This is a genomic window from Peribacillus sp. NPDC055009 (assembly GCF_053608705.1).
Genome location: NZ_JBSGVZ010000001.1, coordinates 721,312 through 739,470 on the forward strand (window position 1 = coordinate 721,312; position 18,159 = coordinate 739,470).

The following is an 18,159-nucleotide window of genomic DNA, read 5'->3' on the forward strand; positions in this document are numbered from 1 at the left end:
TATTGCCTCCTTGTTTTTAGACCGCATAGCGAGCATTTATGGTAAACCGATAATACAAAAGAAAGCCAGAGCATAATAGCTCTGGCTTCCAGGTGACTGGTCAGCAATACGAATCCGAAATAATATAATTCCTATCGGTTTGATAAAATATTAAACTGGTAGGATAAGTATGTCAATTATTATTTTTGAATTTTTTGTTAATTCATAAATGGGAAAAATTAGTTGTTTCAAATTGAAATGGACTCGCTGTTTATAAAGATAACTTTCTAAAAAATAAATGAGGATCCTTAATTAAAAAGCTTCTCAGTATAAGGGAACAGTCAATCGACAATTGAACAGGATATTATATAGTTAATTTATAATTATCTGATTTTGAGGTTGACTATTGAAAGTTAACTTGTTAGTATAAGGAAAATAAATACATAGTATTTCAATAGGAATTATTAATTCATTGACCGGACAACCGGAGACTTCTCGTTAATATAAAGAGATGTCTCCGGTTTTTTTGGTAGATGAAATAGCCGACTAGTCTTCTGGAGGCCTTTACAGCGAGCGTTATTCGTTTGTGGTAAAGGTTTTTTCTATTGGAGGAAAGATGGAGGGAAATGAATTGAAGGTTTTGAAAAGTTGGCGAGCAACAGGAATTGTATTAATAGCTTTATTATCAGTCGTTTTATCGGCTGGATGTCAGGAGAAGAAAACGGAGGCGGAAAGTGAAGGAGAGTATGAAACTCTGAGTTTAAAATATGAGGGCTCTGTTGGAACTGTTACTTTTCCAGAGTTAGCACAAGATTTAGGATATCTAGATCCAATTAAATTGGAATGGATAGGAAATAACACTAGTGGACCATCGTCTATTCAAAATGCAGCAACTGGTGAAACTGATTTTGGCGGTGCTTTTAACGGTGCGATTGCCAAATTGATAGCAAGCGGGGCACCAATTAAATCGGTCATTGGGTATTACGGCAGTGATAAAGATACATTTAGTGGTTATTATGTATTGGATGGCAGCCCGATTAAAAACGCTCGAGATTTAATTGGTAAAAAAGTCGGTATGAACACAATGGGAGCACATTCTGAATTCATTTTAAAAGAATATTTAAAACAAAATGGCCTAACCAATGAGGAAATTAAGCAAGTTACTTTAGTTGTTGTGCCACCAGTGAATATCGAACAATCGCTTCGTCAGAAGCAAATTGATGTAGCGGTTTTAGGTGGAATGTTGCGTGATCGAGCATTAGAAAAAGGAGGAATCAGAAAGCTTTTTAGTGATTATGATTTGTTTGGCTCCTTTACAGCAGGTAGCCTTGTCTTTAAAGAGGCATTTATTAAAGAAAATCCGAACACGGTGAAGAAGTTTGTAGAAGCAACAGCAAAGGCCATTGAATGGACACGGAAAACGCCTCGAGAAGAAGTCATTGCTCGTTTTGAATCGATTATTGAGAAAAGGGGTCGTAAGGAAGATACAGAAACGATTCAATATTGGAAGAGCCCAGGTATAGCGGAGAAAGGCGGCTTTATTCAGGAACCGGAATTCCAAGTGTGGGTCGACTGGCTGGAGAAAAGTGGTGAGTTTAAGAAAGGTCAAGTAAAATTGGATGATTTATATACGAATGAATTTAATCCTTATAAAGATGAGTTGAAAATAAAATAATGAGGTGATGTTATGTCGGACAAAATTCAGTTTGAATATGTAAGTAAAGTTTTTAAAATAAGAGATTCAGATCAAAGAAAGGGAGCGGTTAAAGAGTTTACGGCCATTAAAAATGTTCATTTTTCCGTGAAAAGTGGAGAGTTTCTTACATTAGTAGGGCCATCAGGATGCGGAAAATCGACGTTGCTTGATCTTCTGGGTGGTTTAACAAAACCCACTTCGGGACAGATTTTGCTGGATGGAAAACCGATTGAGGGGCCTGGTTTAGATCGTGGGATCGTCTTTCAACAGTATGCGTTGTTTCCCTGGAAAACAGCGAAAGGGAATATTGAATTTGGCTTAGAGTCAAAAGGAGTTCCAAAGAAGGAGCGGACAGAAATTGCCCGGCACTTTTTGTCACTAGTTGGATTATCTGGCTTCGAAAATCGTTATCCTCACGAACTTTCAGGTGGAATGAAGCAGCGTGTTGCCATTGCTCGGAGTTTGGCTTTTGACCCGGAAGTTTTATTAATGGATGAGCCATTCGCCGCACTGGATGCTCAAACACGGGAAACGTTGCAAACCGAATTGCTTCGAATCTGGGAGCAAACAAAGAAGACCATTGTTTTCATTACACATGGGATCGATGAGGCAGTATATTTAGGACAGCGTGTCGCAGTGATGACTTCTCGACCAGGAACCATTAAACAAATTATAGATAATCCTCTTCATTCAAGCAGTCAGGTAGATGATTTACGCTCTACCACAGAATTTGCAAAGGCCCGTCACCAAATTTGGGATTTGCTTCGTGAAGAAGTGAGTAAAGCCCAAACGTTTGAGAAGAAGGAGCAATCAGCTTAATAAAAGTTGTCATTTTATAGAAGAGGTGAAAAAATTGACTAGTTTTAATAAATCATTAACGGCTCCCTTTCATGCATCGCAACGAATTCGTTTTTCTTTTAACTTGACTCGAAAGTTTGTGAAACAAACTGCAGCCATTTTTCTTTTACTTGTGCTATGGGAGGTAGCTCCCCGAATAGGCTTAGTTGATTCTACTTTCTTTCCACCTTTTTCAAAAGTGGCGGAAGGTTGGTGGGGCTTAGTGATTTCAGGTGACTTATATGCCCACTTTCAAGCAAGTATTCGCCGTTCGTTTTTTGGATTTGGATTGGCCATACTCATTGCGATCCCTTTGGGTCTAATCATTGGATGGTATCCGTTAGCCAATGAACTGTTAAATCCGGTGTTAGAGTTGTTCCGTAATACAGCTGCATTAGCTCTATTGCCTGTCTTTATTTTGCTGCTTGGTATTGGGGAAACATCCAAAGTTACAATTGTCTTATTTGCTTGTACTTTTCCGATTCTATTGAATACGATTAACGCTGTTCGAAATGTCGATCCGTTACTCATTAAATCAGCCAAATCAATGGGATTACCATCCTACAAGTTGTTTTATAAAGTCATTTTGCCTGCATCAATCCCGACTATTTTTACAGGAATACGTATGGCAGGCACAGCATCCATTCTTGTTTTAATTGCAGCCGAAATGGTTGGGGCCAAGGAAGGGTTAGGCTATTTAATTAATTATGCTCAGATGAATTTCCAAATCCCTCAAATGTATGCTGGTATTATTACCATTTCTCTGCTCGGTTTTATACTAAATTATCTTTTAGTGTCATTAGAGAGAAAATTCTCAAGCTGGAAGACTAATCCAAACGAAAAATAAAAGAAAGAAGGAATTAGGATGACTATTAATAAACGTGAAATGAAATTAGGCGCATTTTTCATGATACCGGGACATCATGTTGCAGCTTGGCGACATCCCGAAGCAGAAGCCCATCATGTGATGACTTTTGATTTTATAAAAAGGCTGGCTCAAACCGCTGAACGTGGGAAGTTTGATATGGTTTTTCTTGCGGATGGTTATGCAGTAAGAGCCAAAAATCAAAAGGTAGTAGGGCAAACGGTGAATACTCTTTTTGAACCATTCACGCTGTTATCCGCACTTTCTTCCGTCACAAAGCATGTCGGACTTGCAGGGACGGTATCGACTACCTATAATGAGCCATTTAATGTGGCTCGTAAGTTTGCATCTCTTGATCATCTGAGCGATGGTCGCGCGGCTTGGAATGTGGTGACATCTAATACGGAAGCAGAGGCGCGCAACTTTAACCAAGATCACCACTTACTGCATTCAAAGCGCTATGAACGTGCTGAAGAATTTGTCGATGTTGTCACGAAACTTTGGGATAGTTGGGAGGATGAAGCTCTAGTTTTTGATAAAGAATCGGCCCAATTCGCTGATTCTTCCAAAATACATTCGATTAATCATAAAGGAGAATGGTTTTCCGTTGAAGGACCACTAAATGTTTCCCGCCCTGTGCAAGGCCATCCTGTTGTCATCCAGGCTGGTTCTTCCGAAAACGGGAAGGAGCTTGCGGCACGCACTGCAGAGGTAATTTTCACAGCTTGGCAAACACTTGAAGAAGCTCAAGAATTTTATTCCGATGTTAAAGGAAGAATGGCGAAATACGGACGAACTCCAGATGAGTTAAAAATCATGCCTGGCGTATTCCCGGTCATCGGCAGAACTGAAGAAGAAGCGGAAAAAAATAAAGCACTGCTAGAGGAGCTTATTCCAAAGGATGCGGGAATTGCCCTTTTGTCTGGTATGATAAGTGTTGATTTATCAGGCTACCCAGTGGATGGGCCGTTGCCGGATCTACCCGAATTGGATCAGGTTAACGGCGGGAAAAGTCGTTTCAAGTTATTGAAGGACCTTGCTGATCGCGAAGGGTTGACGATTCGCAAACTGTATCAAAAGATAGCTGGTGCCCGCGGACATAGAGAAATAAAGGGTACGCCCGAGCAAATTGCAGATCAAATGCAGGAATGGTTTGAAAATGGGGCAGCAGATGGATTCAATATAATGCCTCCTTATTTACCAGGCGGCCTGGATGATTTCGTCGACCAAGTCATTCCTGTGCTACAACAACGCGGATTGTTCCGTACAGAGTACACAGGTAGCACTTTAAGGGAGAATTTAGGATTGGAACGACCAAAGAACACTCTGATCGCTAAAGTAAAGGAAATGATATAACGGATGCAGGAGCAGACATGAACCTAGTTCTTGTCTGTTTCTATAGGTTTTCTTGAATGGAAAAGAAAATCATAAAAGGATTAGCCCAAGAGTCTCGGAAGAACTCTTTTATTTTGACGGCATTAGTAATCGCTTCTTTTATTTCAAATTATCAAGCAGTTTCCTTGAATGCCTCATTACCTGTTTCCGGGATATTTTCGATACGGATTTGACTACAGTGCAATGGCTCATGACAGGGTTCACCCTGGCGACGGGAAACATCGCTCCTTTGTGCGGCTATCTTGGAAATTGTTTTGGGACGCGTAAACTTTTTTATTGTCAGTGGCAGGTTTAATGACTTTAACCCTTAGGAGTTTTTAAGCCTAAGAGTTTAAAGTCTTTTCTATTTAAAGGAGGGGAGTTAGGATATGCAATCATTGTTAGTTGTTGGTGGAGATAAACTCGTTAACATCACCAAAAAGCTAGAGCAGGAAGGGTTTAAGGAAGTGATCCATCTTAACGGAAGGAACAGACAGAATGACTCGAAAGGAAATATCAAGGAATGTCGATTTAATCTAAGTTTTGACTGACTACATTAGTTATTATAAAAAAGGCACAAAAAACAGGAGATACCCATTCGTTTTTCTAAACGTTCCTGGTGCATATACACTGAATTGAAAATACACCTATGATTCATAGCTAATCTAGGTGAAAAGCCGAGTAAACACCCCAATCTAACGAATAAAACCCAAAAACCCTCGAATATACTTCAAATCTTCCCATTTAAGTAACATTCGGCAATATAGATTCGTAAATTATAGTAAGGTTGAGCAATATTCAGCCAAGGATAGAAAGTAGTGAGGGCTTTGAAAGATTTATTATATGCAAAGAGGAAGGAAATGCTTCAATTAGTGGAGCGGCTAGTGAATATAGATAGTGGTTCTCATACGAAAAAGGGTATTGATGAAATTGGTTCGATTTTAAAAACGAAATTTGAAAGTCTGGATTTTATTGTAAATACCGTTGAGCAACAGAATTATGGCAATCAGCTGGTCATCCAGCATCGTGAGGCGAATCAACCGCATATTTTGATCGTTGCCCATATGGATACGGTGTTTCCGGAGGGGACAGCGCAAAAACGTCCTTTTAAGGTGAAAGGAAATCGGGCATACGGTCCTGGTGTGGCGGATATGAAGTCTAGCTTGGTTGAGTTATTTTATGCGATCCATTGCTTGAAACAGACGGGGCAGACAGGCTATAAGCATATCCAAATCATTCTTAATAGTGATGAGGAGATCGGGTCTCCGTCGTCCGCTTCACTCATCTCGGAAAAAGCGGCAGGTAAGAAGTTTGCGTTAATTCTTGAACCGGCAAGGACGGACGGTTCGCTTGTCACGGCAAGAAGGGGCTGCGGTCAGTTTAAAGTCGATATTATGGGAGTTGCTGCCCATTCGGGGATCGAACCGGAAAAGGGACGAAGTGCAATTGAAGAATTGGCCCATAAGATCATCGCCTTACACCTATTGAATGATCAAAAGAAAGGAATCAGCGTTAATGTCGGCAAAATTGAAGGAGGCTCCGCTGTCAATATGATCGCTTCCCATGCGGCTGCCTTCGTCGATGTGCGGATTTCGGAAAAAAAGCAGGAAGGCACCGTTCTCAAGCAGCTGAAAAAAATCTGTGCAGAAACCTATATTCCCGGAACGAAAACGACATTAAGCGGAAAAATGGACCGGTCTCCCATGGAAAAGAATGAGAAATCGAACTTGCTTTTAGAGACGATCCGTCAGGCTGGGAAGGAAATCGGCATCGAAATCACGGATACGGCCACGGGTGGAGGCTCGGATGCTTCCATCACTTCTGAATTGGGAATCGCTACAGTGGATGGACTCGGGCCCATTGGAGGAAATGCACATAGTGAAGAGGAGTATTTGGAAATTCCTAGCCTGACGGAAAGGACGCTCCTTTTGGCTACCGTCCTTCAAAAATTATCAAAAATGACCTAGTGCACTAATTCCGATTAGACTGCTCATATTTCGCTTGTCATAAATGATGTTTATGATATATTGTTTATTGGGAAGCTAAATAAGAACAGAATTTATTGGAGTTGAATATATATGCTGCATCAGTTTTCACGAAATGAATTGGCAATTGGCAAGGAAGGAATCGATATTCTGAAAAACACGACCGTTGCTGTCCTGGGTGTAGGAGGCGTTGGTTCCTTTTCAGCCGAAGCTTTGGCACGTACGGGGGTAGGCCGTATTATTCTTGTGGATAAAGACGATGTCGACATCACAAATGTAAACAGGCAGATCCATGCTCTATTATCAACAGTCGGTCAGCCGAAAGCGGAATTGATGAAAAACCGCATTCAAGACATCAATCCCGACTGCGAAGTGATCGCTCTTAAAATGTTCTATACAGAAGAAACGTTTGAGGAATTCTTCAGTTATGGCCTGGACTATGTCATTGATGCATCGGATACGGTCATTTATAAGATTCATGTGATGAAGGAATGCCTGAAACGGAATATCAAGGTGATTTCAAGCATGGGTGCCGCTAATAAGATGGACCCGACGCGTTTTCAAATTGCTGATATCTCCAAAACGCATACCGATCCGCTTGCCAAGGTCATTCGTACTAGATTGCGTAAAGAGGGCATAACAAAGGGAATCCCGGTTGTCTTTTCCGACGAGAGCCCTATTGTCATTCGTGAGGATGTCCGAAAAGAAGTCGGCAATGATGAGGCAAAAATCCGTAAAGCGCAAATGCCGCCATCTTCGAATGCTTTCGTACCATCCGTAGCGGGCTTGATTGCAGCTAGCTGGGTGATCAATGATATTTTAAAAGACATTGAAGTTCGCCGGGTAAACGATTGATAAGAAAGTTAACTGACTCTATAAAGGGTCAGTTTTTTTGTGTCGAATAGTAGATATTCCCTTTTAATAACTTTTTTATCCATATCATATAGACGGGGTCGAAAGAATGAGATAAACTTGTTTTCAGAATATTATTTTTATTCAGATATTCTATTTGTTTAAAAGAACATACAAAACAAGGGGGTTTCAAATGAAGAAGAAAAAGCTAGCAGGAGTGTTTCTATCACTTTCATTGGTTGCAGGGGCGCTGGCAGGTTGTAGTGGCGGCGACTCGAAAACTAGCAGTTCAGGCGGGGGTTCATCAAACTCGGGTGACACAATCAAAATTGGGGCCAACCTTGAATTGTCCGGAGGCACGGCATCATTCGGCCAATCGGCTGCCGATGGTTTGCAATTGGCCATCGATGAGATTAATAAAGAGGGCATCGACGGTAAAAAACTGGAAATCGTTAAGGTTGATAATAAATCAGATGCTGCAGAAGCTACAAGCGGTTCGATCAAGCTGGTCAGCCAGGACAAGGTTGTGGCTGTAGTCGGATCTGCGACAAGCACTAATACATTGGCACAGGTTCAGGTCGCACAAGATAATCAAGTTCCTCTACTCACACCAACTGCAACAAATCCCGACATCACCAACAAAGCTGGAAAATTAAATGATTATGTGTTCAGGACGTGCTTTATCGATCCATTCCAAGGTACGGTGGCAGCCAATTTCGCAACTGACGAAATAGGGGCAAAGACGGCTGCGATCTATGTGGATAGTGCAAGTGACTATTCCAAGGGATTGGCCGCAGCTTTTAAAGAAGCGTTCACTGCCAAGGGCGGTAAAATCGTGGCGGAAGAAGCTTATGTAACTAAAGATACTGATTTCCGCTCTACATTGACACGTATCAAATCCGCAAAACCGGAGTTCGTTTTCCTTCCTGGTTATTATGAGGAAGTCGGATTGATCTTAAAACAGGCTCGTGAAGACGGCATAGACCTTCCATTCATGGGCGGGGACGGCTGGGATTCCCCGAAGGTCGTTGAAATTGCCGGAGCTGAGGCTTTGAAAAATACCTATATCACGAATCACTATTCTCCGGAAGATGAAGATGCAAAAATCCAGGATTTCGTTGCAGCCTTCAAAAAGGAATACAATAAAACACCGGATGCCTTTGCAGCACTTGGCTATGACACTGGCTACTACCTGGCTGATGCTATCAAGAGATCTGGTGATGCTTCTCCCGAAAAAATCAGACAAGCGTTGGAAGATGTCAAAGATCTTCAATTAGTTTCCGGAACGCTGAACCTCGATGAAAACCATGATCCGATCAAATCGGCGACCATCTTGGAATATGTGGATGGCAAACAAACATTCAAAACAAAAATCAATCCATAATACCTTACGTGGATAGGGGGCAAGTCCCCCCTATTCTATATTCACTTAAAAAACACCTTAACGGGGAGAGTGCAATATGGAACTGATTCAGCAATTGGTAAATGGCATTTCACTCGGAAGCATTTATGCTTTGATCGCTCTAGGTTATACGATGGTATACGGAATCGTCAAGCTCATAAACTTCGCCCATGGAGACGTATTCATGGTCGGTTCATTTGTAGGGTTTTACGCCATTACCGTAATGGACTTATCCTTCATCCCAGCTTTATTGATTTCGATGGTCTCATGTGCCATCTTTGGCGTTTTAATTGAACGCATTGCTTATAAACCCCTTCGTAATGCAACACGGATCGCGGCCTTGATAACGGCCATCGGTGTTTCCCTTCTGATAGAAAACGGGCTGATTTACATCCGGGGCGCCCAGCCGGAAGCCTATCCAAATAACGTCCTTCCGATGGATAAACTCGATATATTGGGAGTCTCCATCAGCAGTCAATCGATATTGATCTTATCTGTTTCCATCATATTAATGATCATCCTACAATTCGTTGTCCATAAAACCAAAATCGGCAAAGCGATGCGTGCCGTTTCATTCGATTCCGAAGCGGCTAAGCTGATGGGAATCAATGTGAATAATACGATTTCAGCTACATTCGCCATAGGTTCGGCCCTTGCAGGGGCAGCTGGTGTCATTTTTGGAATCTACTATATTAAAATCGAGCCGTTGATGGGTGTCCTACCTGGCCTTAAAGCATTTGTTGCAGCAGTCTTGGGCGGCATCGGCATCATTCCTGGTGCGATGGTCGGCGGTCTGCTGCTTGGAGTGATCGAGGCTTTGGTCAGTGCTGCCGGTTATTCATTATGGCGCGATGGTGTGGCTTTCGTCGTACTTATCTTGATTTTGATTTTCTTGCCGCAGGGTCTGTTCGGTAAAAATAAAAGAGAAAAAGTATAGGGGAGACATGGCGATGACTACTTTAAAGAATTCAAAGGGTTTTTGGCTCTCGATCGTGCTCGCACTTATTTTTTTCGGAATCATGCAGTATACCATTTCAAGCGGTATGCTCAACCCATTTTATATCAACACGCTCATGTTCATCGGCATCAATATCATGCTGGCGACGAGCCTGCATTTAATCATTGGAATAACCGGACAGTTCTCGATCGGGCATGCAGGTTTTTTAGCGGTAGGGGCCTATGCTTCGGCAGTCATGACCATGAAGCTGGAACTTCCATTCATCATAGCTGTATTGGCTGGGGGCGTAATAGCAGCTGTTGCGGGCATGGTGATCGGGGTACCGAGCTTGCGCCTGAAGGGGGATTACCTGGCGATAGCTACGCTTGGATTTGGGGAAATCGTCCGGATCGTCCTTTTGAATATTGATTATGTAGGCGGGGCAAGCGGGATGCAGGTATCCCACCTGACTACTTGGCCATGGGTTTTTGCCTGTGTGATGATCACCGTCTTAGTCATCCGGAATTTCACCAATTCGACTCACGGACGGGCATGCATATCCGTAAGGGAAGATGAAACGGCCGCTGATGCGATGGGAATCAATACAACCTATTATAAAGTGGCGGCTTTCGTCATCGGAGCCTTTTTTGCCGGAATCGCCGGATCGCTTTATGCCCATAATTTCTATATTATCCAGCCATCGAATTTCGGTTTCCTAAAATCCTTCGATATTCTGATTTTCGTCGTACTTGGCGGTCTTGGAAGTCTTTCAGGTTCGGTTTTGGCCGCAATTTTACTGACGATCGTGACGACATTCCTTCAGGATTATCCGGAGACGAGAATGATCATCTACAGCCTTGTCCTGATCCTGATGATGATTTTCCGCCCGCAGGGTTTAATGGGAACAAGAGAAATCACGGCATTGTTCACAAATAAAAAAACGAAAGGGGGCCCAAAGGATGGAAGCCACAATACCGTTGCTTAAAGTAGATTCGGTGGGTATCCGTTTTGGCGGTTTGAAAGCTGTGTCCGATGTGAATGTGGAATTATTTCCAGGGGAACTTGTAGGCCTGATCGGGCCGAATGGAGCTGGGAAAACGACTTTCTTCAATTTATTGACGGGTGTGTATGTACCAACAGAAGGAACGATTGCCTTGAACGGGGAAAATCTAAATAAGCAGCCACCTTATAAAATTACCCGAAAAGGGATCTCGAGGACCTTTCAAAACATTCGCCTCTTCAGTGAGTTATCCGTGATCGATAACGTGAAGGTTGCTTACCACTCGCTTGCTAATCATGGAATTCCAAGCTCCATATTCCGGCTGCCGGGACATTTTTCCGGGGAAAAGGAAATGGATGAAAAGGCGCTGGAGTTCTTGAGGATTTTCAATCTTGACCATTTTAAGGATGAAAAAGCGAAGAATCTTCCATACGGACAGCAAAGGCGGCTGGAAATCGCGCGTGCCCTTGCCGCCAATCCGAAACTTCTTTTACTGGACGAACCCGCAGCCGGAATGAACCCGCACGAAACGAAAGAATTAATGAATCTCATTGCTTTTATCCGGAAGGAATTCAACCTTACCGTGTTGCTCATCGAGCATGATATGTCACTTGTCATGGGGGTATGCGAACGGATTTACGTTCTTGATCATGGACAGCTTATCGCTCACGGAAAGCCGGAACAAATCCGCAACGATCCTAAGGTTATCGAGGCATATCTAGGGGAGGAGGTTTCCTGATGCTGAAAATAGAGGACATCAATGTTTTTTATGGCAATATCCAAGCGTTAAAAGGGGTTTCCATGGAGATAAACGAGGGCGAGATCGTGACCTTGATCGGGGCGAACGGAGCGGGAAAAAGCACGCTGCTCAAAACGATATCCGGTCTGTTAAAACCAAAGCAAGGAAAAGTTCTGTTCGAAGGCGAGCCGATTGGAGGAAAAGCTGCACAGTCCATCGTGAAAATGGGCATATCCCATGTACCTGAAGGACGACGTGTCTTTGCCAACATGACGGTAGCCGAAAACCTGGAGCTAGGGGCTTATTTGCGGAAAGACAAAGATGGCATCCATAAGGATATGGAAAAGGTATACGAGCTATTTCCGAGGCTGCTGGAGAGAATCAAACAGCAGGCTGGCACGCTTTCAGGCGGCGAACAGCAAATGCTTGCAATGGGCCGTGCCTTAATGGCCAAACCACGGTTATTACTGCTCGATGAACCTTCGATGGGCCTTGCACCGCTTCTGGTGAAGCAAATATTCAACATCATCCAGGAAATCAGTGAGACCGGAACAACGATCCTTTTGGTCGAGCAAAACGCCAACCTTGCATTATCGATTGCAGATCGGGCTTATGTAGTTGAAACGGGCCGAATCGTCCTGTCGGGCAATGCCGAGGAACTCACTTCAAGTGAAGAAATAAAAATGGCCTATTTAGGAGGACATTGAACCTCCGTTTCATAAATTAACTCCTGCGGGAAAAGTGCAACCGTTGGAGACAACAGGCGCAAAGGGCGCCGAGGAGGCTCGGACCGCCAGCGGGAAGCGAGTGCCTGCAGTGGATATCAAAGGTCGAATTATACAAAAATCAAATATTATCGAGTTTGTCTAGAGTCATGAACCGCCGTTTGGCGGTTTTTTGTTTGATGATCGGGTTATGCAAAATATACAGAAAGATAAAAAAGCAGAGGAGCTTCATGCATGATTTTATACATCCAATATAGTATTATTCAATTTTGATATAGGAATTAAGACTAAAAAAGATCAAGAAAACTGGGTTTAATTCCCTATCAATATACTTCTATTTTGGTAAAAATGTAATTAAAAGGATGAAAAAAATAAGGAAATGAATAAATTTTTTTGAGCAGTAAATAAGGGATTTGCAATATTAATATAATTAAATTATCAGTTTTTTCTGATTACAACGCCTGTTTTCGCAATATTTAAAATATATAAAGATAAAAATGATATAGCACTTCCTGTGAAAAATATCCTATTTGGCGCAATCTTCTCACAATTATTATATAGACGGAATGAAAATTATGCGGTAAACTATTTTTCGAAATATTAATTTAATTTCAAAAATTTCATCTAATCAACTTTTTCTGAGGCATCTTGAATAAATATTCATGCATCAGAGCGATGATTACAAAACGGGGGGATTATTTATGAAAAAGAAAAAACTAGCAGGTGCATTCCTTTCTCTAACACTTGCTGCAGGAGTGCTAGCCGGTTGTTCCAGCTCTGGTTCATCAGAAAAATCAGGCGGAGATGGAGATACGATAAAAATCGGTGTCAACCTTGAATTATCAGGCGGTGTTGCTTCATATGGACAATCGATTGCAGAAGGTCTGGAGCTTGCGACTGCAGAAATAAATAAAGAAGGCATTGACGGTAAAAAAATCAAACTTATAAAAGTCGATAATAAATCAGAAGCGTCAGAGGCGACTAGCGGAGCGATCAAGCTGACATCACAAGATCAGGTTGCAGCGATCGTAGGTGCAGCGACAAGCACGAACTCGATTGCACAAGTACAGATTGCCCAAGATAATAAAGTGCCGGTCATCTCACCTTCCGGTACAAGCCCTGAAATCACTTTCAGCAAGGATAAATTGAACGATTACGTTTTCAGGACAAGCTTCATCGATCCATTCCAAGGAACGGTAGCTGCGAACTTTGCCTCTAAAGAAATCAAAGCGAAAAGTGCAGCCATCTATATTGACAGCGCAAGTGATTATTCAAAAGGATTAGCGGCAGCCTTTAAAGAACAATTCGAAAAAAATGGCGGAAAAATCGTTGCTGAGGAAGCTTACATCGCGAAGGATACTGATTTCCGTTCCACATTGACTCGTTTGAAATCGGCAAAACCTGATTTCATTTTCCTTCCTGGTTACTATGAGGAAGCTGGTCTTATCGTGAAGCAGGCACGTGAAACTGGACTTGACGTTCCTTTCATGGGCGGCGACGGCTGGGATTCTCCTAAGCTAGTTGAAATTGCCGGTGCAAAAGCTCTAAATAATACGTTCATCACGAACCATTATTCTTCAGGTGACCCTGATGAGAAAATTCAGAATTTTGTGTCTGCATTTAAAGCGAAGTACAAAGATAAATCCCCGGATGCATTTAACGCTCTAGGATATGACACAGGATACTTCCTTGCAGACGCGATTAAACGTGCTGGATCAGCGGATTCGGAAAAAATCAAAGAAGCGCTGGAAAAAACGGCTGACCTTGAGCTTGTAACGGGTACATTCACATTGGATGAAAAACATAATCCAATCAAATCTGCTACCATCCTTGAGTTTAAAGAGGGAAAACAAGTATTCAACACGAAAATCAATCCTTAATTTCGGAGAACAACTCCAATCCTTTCGCCGGCCCTTCGTAAATAAGAAGGTGCTGGCGAATTCTCATTTTTCAAGCATGCCAGGTCGCTGATCTTCCCCTTAGCGGAATGAAAAGAGTCTGGACCAACCAATCATAAAATTAGATTTTCAAGGAGAGTCGAACATGGAATTGATACAACAGTTAATAAACGGGGTTTCACTAGGAAGTATTTATGCCCTTATCGCTCTCGGATATACGATGGTTTACGGGATTGTTAAATTGATAAACTTCGCACATGGCGATGTATTCATGGTCGGCTCATTCGTTGGGTTTTACTCGATAACTGTCCTGGATCTGTCATTCGTGCCCGCCCTATTAATCTCGATGACGGTTTGTGCGCTGTTTGGTGTATTGATCGAGCGTATCGCGTACAAGCCATTGCGTAACGCAACACGTATTGCGGCACTTATCACTGCCATCGGTGTTTCCCTTTTAATCGAATACGGATTCATCTACGTCCGCGGTGCACAGCCGGAAGCTTATCCGAATGATGTATTGCCGGCAGACAAGTTCAATATTTTTGGAGTTTCCATCAATAGCCAATCGGTATTGATTTTTGGAGTGGCTGTAGTTCTAATGATCATCCTTCAAATCATCGTTCATAAATCAAAAATAGGAAAAGCGATGCGTGCCGTTTCCTTTGACGCGGATGCAGCCAAACTGATGGGGATAAATGTCGATAACACGATTTCTGCCACCTTTGCAATCGGTTCCGCATTGGCTGGGGCAGCGGGCGTCATTTTCGGTATTTACTATATCAAAATCGAGCCGCTAATGGGTGTGCTTCCGGGATTGAAGGCATTCGTTGCCGCCGTTCTTGGAGGGATCGGGATTATTCCTGGCGCGATGGTCGGTGGCCTATTGCTAGGTGTCATCGAAGCTTTGGTCAGTGCCGCCGGTTACTCATTATGGCGTGATGCTGTAGCCTTCGTCGTACTGATTCTTATCTTGATTTTCATGCCACAAGGCTTATTCGGTAAAAACAAAAAAGAAAAAGTATAGGGGAGACAAAGCAATGACTACAATTAAGCGAGCAAAAGGTTTTTGGCTCTCGATTTCACTATCATTGATCTTTTTCGCCGCAGTTCAGGTGTTAATCGGCGGCGGATCGCTAAATCCTTTTTATCAAAATACGCTCATGTTCATCGGGATCAATATCATTCTGGCAGCGAGCCTGCACTTGATCATCGGGATAACCGGGCAGTTCTCCATCGGACATGCCGGATTCCTGGCAGTCGGTGCCTATGCTTCAGCCGTTATGACGATGAAGCTGGAAATGCCATTTTATGCGGCATTGATAGTCGGCGGTTTGGCGTCAGCGCTGGCAGGCTTGATCATCGGAATTCCAAGCTTACGCTTAAAAGGTGACTACCTGGCGATTGCAACCCTTGGTTTTGGTGAAATCGTCCGGATCATGCTGTTGAATATCGATTATGTCGGCGGGGCGAGCGGCATGCAGGTTTCCCATTTGACCACTTGGCCGTGGGTATTCGCTTCCGTTATCGTAACAATCATCGTCATCCGAAACTTTACTAGCTCGACCCACGGCAGGGCCTGCATATCGATCCGCGAGGACGAAACGGCTGCCGATTCGATGGGAATCAACACGACGTATTACAAAGTTGTCGCGTTTGCGATCGGTGCTTTTTTTGCCGGTATTGCCGGTGGGCTTTACGCTCATAACTTCTATATCATCCAGCCATCGAACTTCGGATTCCTGAAATCATTTGATATTTTGATCCTAGTCGTGCTTGGCGGACTTGGAAGTCTTTCCGGTGCCGTATTGGCTGCGATATTATTGACGGTCGTCACGACTTTCCTGCAGGATTATCCGGAAACACGAATGATCATCTACAGCCTTGTGCTTATCGTGATGATGCTCTATCGTCCACAAGGCTTAATGGGGACAAAAGAAATAACATCCATGTTCAAACGTAAAGGAGGAAGCAGCCATGAAAAAAATAAAAACACCGCTGCTTAAAGTCGATTCGGTCGGCATCCAGTTCGGGGGTCTTAAAGCCGTTTCTGATGTTAACGTCGAGTTATATCCAGGAGAACTGATTGGCTTGATCGGGCCGAACGGCGCTGGAAAAACGACTTTCTTTAACTTGCTGACAGGAGTTTACGTCCCGACGGAGGGCACGATTTCTTTGGAAGGTGAGAACTTAAGAAAACTGCCTCCATATAAAATCACGCAAAAAGGTATTAGCCGGACATTCCAGAACATTCGTTTATTCAGTGAACTATCTGTGATCGATAATGTAAAAGTTGCCTATCATTCGCTTTCGAAACATAATATCTTAAGTTCGATCTTCCGCATGCCGATCCATTTCAAAGGCGAAAAGGAAATGGATGAAAAGGCGATTGAGTTCCTGAAGATCTTCAACCTTGATCAATATAAGGATGAAAAGGCGAAGAACCTGCCATATGGTAAACAAAGACGTTTGGAAATCGCACGTGCACTTGCAGCCAACCCGAAACTGCTTTTGCTGGATGAACCAGCTGCGGGGATGAACCCTCAGGAAACGCATGAGCTCATGAACCTGATTGCCCTCATCCGTGAGAAATTTGATTTGACCGTATTATTGATAGAACATGATATGCCGCTCGTCATGGGTGTTTGCGAACGCATATATGTACTCGATCACGGACAACTGATCGCTCAAGGAAAGCCAGAGGAAATCCGTAACAATCCAAAAGTCATCGAGGCCTATCTGGGCGAGGAGGTTTCATAATGTTAAAAATCGAGGACATCAACGTCTATTACGGAAACATTCAAGCCTTGAAAGGAATCTCGCTTTCTATTAACGAAGGCGAAATCGTAACCCTGATCGGGGCGAACGGAGCCGGGAAAAGCACGCTGCTGAAAAGCATTTCCGGCCTATTAAAACCAAAACAAGGGAAGATCGTATACGAAGGGCAATCCATCGGCGGAAAGGCAGCACAATCCATCGTGAAAATGGGCATTTCCCATGTCCCTGAAGGCCGGCGGGTATTTGCTAACATGACCGTCGAAGAAAACCTTCAGCTAGGTGCTTATTTACGTAAGGATAAGGCAGGCATCAAGCAGGATATGGAGAAAGTCTATGAATTATTCCCGCGTTTGCTAGAGCGCCTGAAACAGCAATCCGGAACACTTTCCGGCGGGGAACAGCAAATGCTCGCAATGGGCAGGGCACTCATGGCCAAGCCCCGGCTCCTGTTATTGGACGAGCCATCCATGGGACTTGCGCCATTATTGGTGAAGCAAATCTTTAATATCATCGAAGAAATCAACAAAACGGGTACAACGATTCTGCTGGTCGAACAAAATGCCAACTTAGCACTATCCATCGCGGACAGAGCCTATGTTGTCGAAACCGGCCGAATTGTCCTATCAGGCAAATCAGAGGAACTGACCGCAAGCGAAGAAATCAAGAATGCCTATTTAGGCGGACATTAAACCGCTTTATAGCGGTTACAAACTGCAGACGAACTCGAGGAAAAGCGAGTTTACCTGCAGTTTTTTATTGAAAAAAGTACCAGTTGATTCAGAAATCCGCTCCCTTTCCGCCGACTGCCTGCCAAGCCTCCTCGCCTAGCGGCTGCGGTGTCTCGGCTAGCCAGTAATTCGGCAGGAGTGTCGCAAATTTCTTCCATCTATTAAGGATTACGGTAAAAAAACATGAAGAATAATTTAGTCTTGTTTTAAAATCATAGTTTAGGATTAGACCAATCGGAACTGCCTTTATAGACAAAAGGGCTTCTGTCTGAATTTTTCAAACGAAGTTGATTGGAACGGAAGGCACGAGACTCCTGCGGGAAAAGCGAGTCCAGGGGAGACCCCACAGGCGCGAAGCGCCGAGGAG

The 18,159-nt window shown here is 43.2% G+C and carries 17 protein-coding genes; all 17 read left to right on the forward strand.

Annotated elements, in window-relative coordinates; translation table 11 throughout:
- The first annotated feature begins 595 nt into the window (after positions 1–595).
- The 17 genes from ACWF5P_RS03570 to ACWF5P_RS03650 all read left to right on the forward strand — a co-directional run bounded on the left by ACWF5P_RS03570 (position 596) and on the right by ACWF5P_RS03650 (position 17,753).
- Positions 596–1,654, forward strand: coding sequence for an ABC transporter substrate-binding protein (locus ACWF5P_RS03570; protein ID WP_452444600.1), 1,059 nt, complete (start codon positions 596–598; stop codon positions 1,652–1,654).
- Positions 1,655–1,666: 12 nt separating this feature from the next.
- The gene (locus tag ACWF5P_RS03575) at positions 1,667–2,494 is read left to right on the forward strand and encodes an ATP-binding cassette domain-containing protein (RefSeq protein ID WP_434167476.1); all 828 of its coding nucleotides are present in this window, start codon (positions 1,667–1,669) and stop codon (positions 2,492–2,494) included.
- A gap of 34 nt (positions 2,495–2,528) precedes the next feature.
- A complete protein-coding gene (locus tag ACWF5P_RS03580) occupies positions 2,529–3,359 on the forward strand; it encodes an ABC transporter permease subunit (RefSeq protein WP_434167475.1) in 831 nt (276 codons plus the stop codon).
- 18 nt (positions 3,360–3,377) lie between these two features.
- Positions 3,378–4,733: an LLM class flavin-dependent oxidoreductase gene (locus tag ACWF5P_RS03585; RefSeq protein ID WP_452444601.1), complete on the forward strand. Its 1,356-nt coding sequence runs from the start codon at positions 3,378–3,380 to the stop codon at positions 4,731–4,733.
- Between the two features lie 407 nt (positions 4,734–5,140).
- Positions 5,141–5,302, forward strand: a complete 162-nt coding sequence (locus ACWF5P_RS03590; protein WP_452444602.1) for a hypothetical protein — start codon at positions 5,141–5,143, stop codon at positions 5,300–5,302.
- A gap of 309 nt (positions 5,303–5,611) precedes the next feature.
- Entirely contained in the window at positions 5,612–6,718 is a 1,107-nt protein-coding gene (locus tag ACWF5P_RS03595) for a M20 family metallopeptidase (RefSeq protein WP_101223482.1), read from the forward strand.
- Positions 6,719–6,829: 111 nt separating this feature from the next.
- The gene (locus tag ACWF5P_RS03600) at positions 6,830–7,591 is read left to right on the forward strand and encodes a tRNA threonylcarbamoyladenosine dehydratase (RefSeq protein WP_101222756.1); all 762 of its coding nucleotides are present in this window, start codon (positions 6,830–6,832) and stop codon (positions 7,589–7,591) included.
- Positions 7,592–7,781: 190 nt separating this feature from the next.
- Positions 7,782–8,972 carry an ABC transporter substrate-binding protein gene (locus tag ACWF5P_RS03605; protein WP_137020398.1) on the forward strand — a complete coding sequence of 397 codons (1,191 nt, stop codon included), beginning with the start codon at positions 7,782–7,784 and terminating at the stop codon, positions 8,970–8,972.
- Positions 8,973–9,048: 76 nt separating this feature from the next.
- Complete coding sequence (locus tag ACWF5P_RS03610; protein WP_101222754.1) at positions 9,049–9,927, forward strand: branched-chain amino acid ABC transporter permease; 879 nt, start codon at positions 9,049–9,051, stop codon at positions 9,925–9,927.
- A 13-nt stretch (positions 9,928–9,940) separates the two neighbouring features.
- Entirely contained in the window at positions 9,941–10,912 is a 972-nt protein-coding gene (locus tag ACWF5P_RS03615) for a branched-chain amino acid ABC transporter permease (protein ID WP_260358219.1), read from the forward strand.
- Positions 10,887–11,666, forward strand: coding sequence for an ABC transporter ATP-binding protein (locus ACWF5P_RS03620; RefSeq protein ID WP_101222752.1), 780 nt, complete (start codon positions 10,887–10,889; stop codon positions 11,664–11,666). Before ACWF5P_RS03615 ends, ACWF5P_RS03620 begins: the two co-directional genes overlap by 26 nt.
- Positions 11,666–12,373 (forward strand): ABC transporter ATP-binding protein, encoded by a 708-nt coding sequence (locus tag ACWF5P_RS03625; protein WP_402938678.1) that lies wholly within the window; start codon positions 11,666–11,668, stop codon positions 12,371–12,373. The genes ACWF5P_RS03620 and ACWF5P_RS03625 overlap by 1 nt, the downstream gene beginning before the upstream one ends.
- A 719-nt stretch (positions 12,374–13,092) precedes the next feature.
- Entirely contained in the window at positions 13,093–14,271 is a 1,179-nt protein-coding gene (locus ACWF5P_RS03630; RefSeq protein WP_402938675.1) for an ABC transporter substrate-binding protein, read from the forward strand.
- 163 nt (positions 14,272–14,434) lie between these two features.
- Positions 14,435–15,313 carry a branched-chain amino acid ABC transporter permease gene (locus ACWF5P_RS03635; protein WP_101222749.1) on the forward strand — a complete coding sequence of 293 codons (879 nt, stop codon included), beginning with the start codon at positions 14,435–14,437 and terminating at the stop codon, positions 15,311–15,313.
- A gap of 13 nt (positions 15,314–15,326) precedes the next feature.
- Positions 15,327–16,292 carry a branched-chain amino acid ABC transporter permease gene (locus tag ACWF5P_RS03640; RefSeq protein WP_101222748.1) on the forward strand — a complete coding sequence of 322 codons (966 nt, stop codon included), beginning with the start codon at positions 15,327–15,329 and terminating at the stop codon, positions 16,290–16,292.
- Entirely contained in the window at positions 16,264–17,046 is a 783-nt protein-coding gene (locus tag ACWF5P_RS03645; protein WP_101222747.1) for an ABC transporter ATP-binding protein, read from the forward strand. Before ACWF5P_RS03640 ends, ACWF5P_RS03645 begins: the two co-directional genes overlap by 29 nt.
- Entirely contained in the window at positions 17,046–17,753 is a 708-nt protein-coding gene (locus tag ACWF5P_RS03650; RefSeq protein ID WP_101222746.1) for an ABC transporter ATP-binding protein, read from the forward strand. The genes ACWF5P_RS03645 and ACWF5P_RS03650 overlap by 1 nt, the downstream gene beginning before the upstream one ends.
- The last annotated feature ends 406 nt before the right edge of the window (positions 17,754–18,159 follow it).

Excerpts from the sequence above, each read along its gene's own strand:
- ACWF5P_RS03590 (WP_452444602.1), top strand. The coding sequence starts at position 5,141 with ATGCAATCATTGTTAGTTGTTGGTGGAGATAAACTCGTTAACATCACC.
- ACWF5P_RS03620 (WP_101222752.1), top strand. The coding sequence starts at position 10,887 with ATGGAAGCCACAATACCGTTGCTTAAAGTAGATTCGGTGGGTATCCGT.
- ACWF5P_RS03605 (WP_137020398.1), top strand. The coding sequence starts at position 7,782 with ATGAAGAAGAAAAAGCTAGCAGGAGTGTTTCTATCACTTTCATTGGTT.
- ACWF5P_RS03640 (WP_101222748.1), top strand. The coding sequence starts at position 15,327 with ATGACTACAATTAAGCGAGCAAAAGGTTTTTGGCTCTCGATTTCACTA.
- ACWF5P_RS03600 (WP_101222756.1), top strand. The coding sequence starts at position 6,830 with ATGCTGCATCAGTTTTCACGAAATGAATTGGCAATTGGCAAGGAAGGA.
- ACWF5P_RS03635 (WP_101222749.1), top strand. The coding sequence starts at position 14,435 with ATGGAATTGATACAACAGTTAATAAACGGGGTTTCACTAGGAAGTATT.
- ACWF5P_RS03595 (WP_101223482.1), top strand. The coding sequence starts at position 5,612 with ATGCTTCAATTAGTGGAGCGGCTAGTGAATATAGATAGTGGTTCTCAT.
- ACWF5P_RS03625 (WP_402938678.1), top strand. The coding sequence starts at position 11,666 with ATGCTGAAAATAGAGGACATCAATGTTTTTTATGGCAATATCCAAGCG.
- ACWF5P_RS03630 (WP_402938675.1), top strand. The coding sequence starts at position 13,093 with ATGAAAAAGAAAAAACTAGCAGGTGCATTCCTTTCTCTAACACTTGCT.
- ACWF5P_RS03585 (WP_452444601.1), top strand. The coding sequence starts at position 3,378 with ATGACTATTAATAAACGTGAAATGAAATTAGGCGCATTTTTCATGATA.
- ACWF5P_RS03615 (WP_260358219.1), top strand. The coding sequence starts at position 9,941 with ATGACTACTTTAAAGAATTCAAAGGGTTTTTGGCTCTCGATCGTGCTC.
- ACWF5P_RS03575 (WP_434167476.1), top strand. The coding sequence starts at position 1,667 with ATGTCGGACAAAATTCAGTTTGAATATGTAAGTAAAGTTTTTAAAATA.
- ACWF5P_RS03570 (WP_452444600.1), top strand. The coding sequence starts at position 596 with ATGGAGGGAAATGAATTGAAGGTTTTGAAAAGTTGGCGAGCAACAGGA.
- ACWF5P_RS03645 (WP_101222747.1), top strand. The coding sequence starts at position 16,264 with ATGAAAAAAATAAAAACACCGCTGCTTAAAGTCGATTCGGTCGGCATC.
- ACWF5P_RS03650 (WP_101222746.1), top strand. The coding sequence starts at position 17,046 with ATGTTAAAAATCGAGGACATCAACGTCTATTACGGAAACATTCAAGCC.
- ACWF5P_RS03610 (WP_101222754.1), top strand. The coding sequence starts at position 9,049 with ATGGAACTGATTCAGCAATTGGTAAATGGCATTTCACTCGGAAGCATT.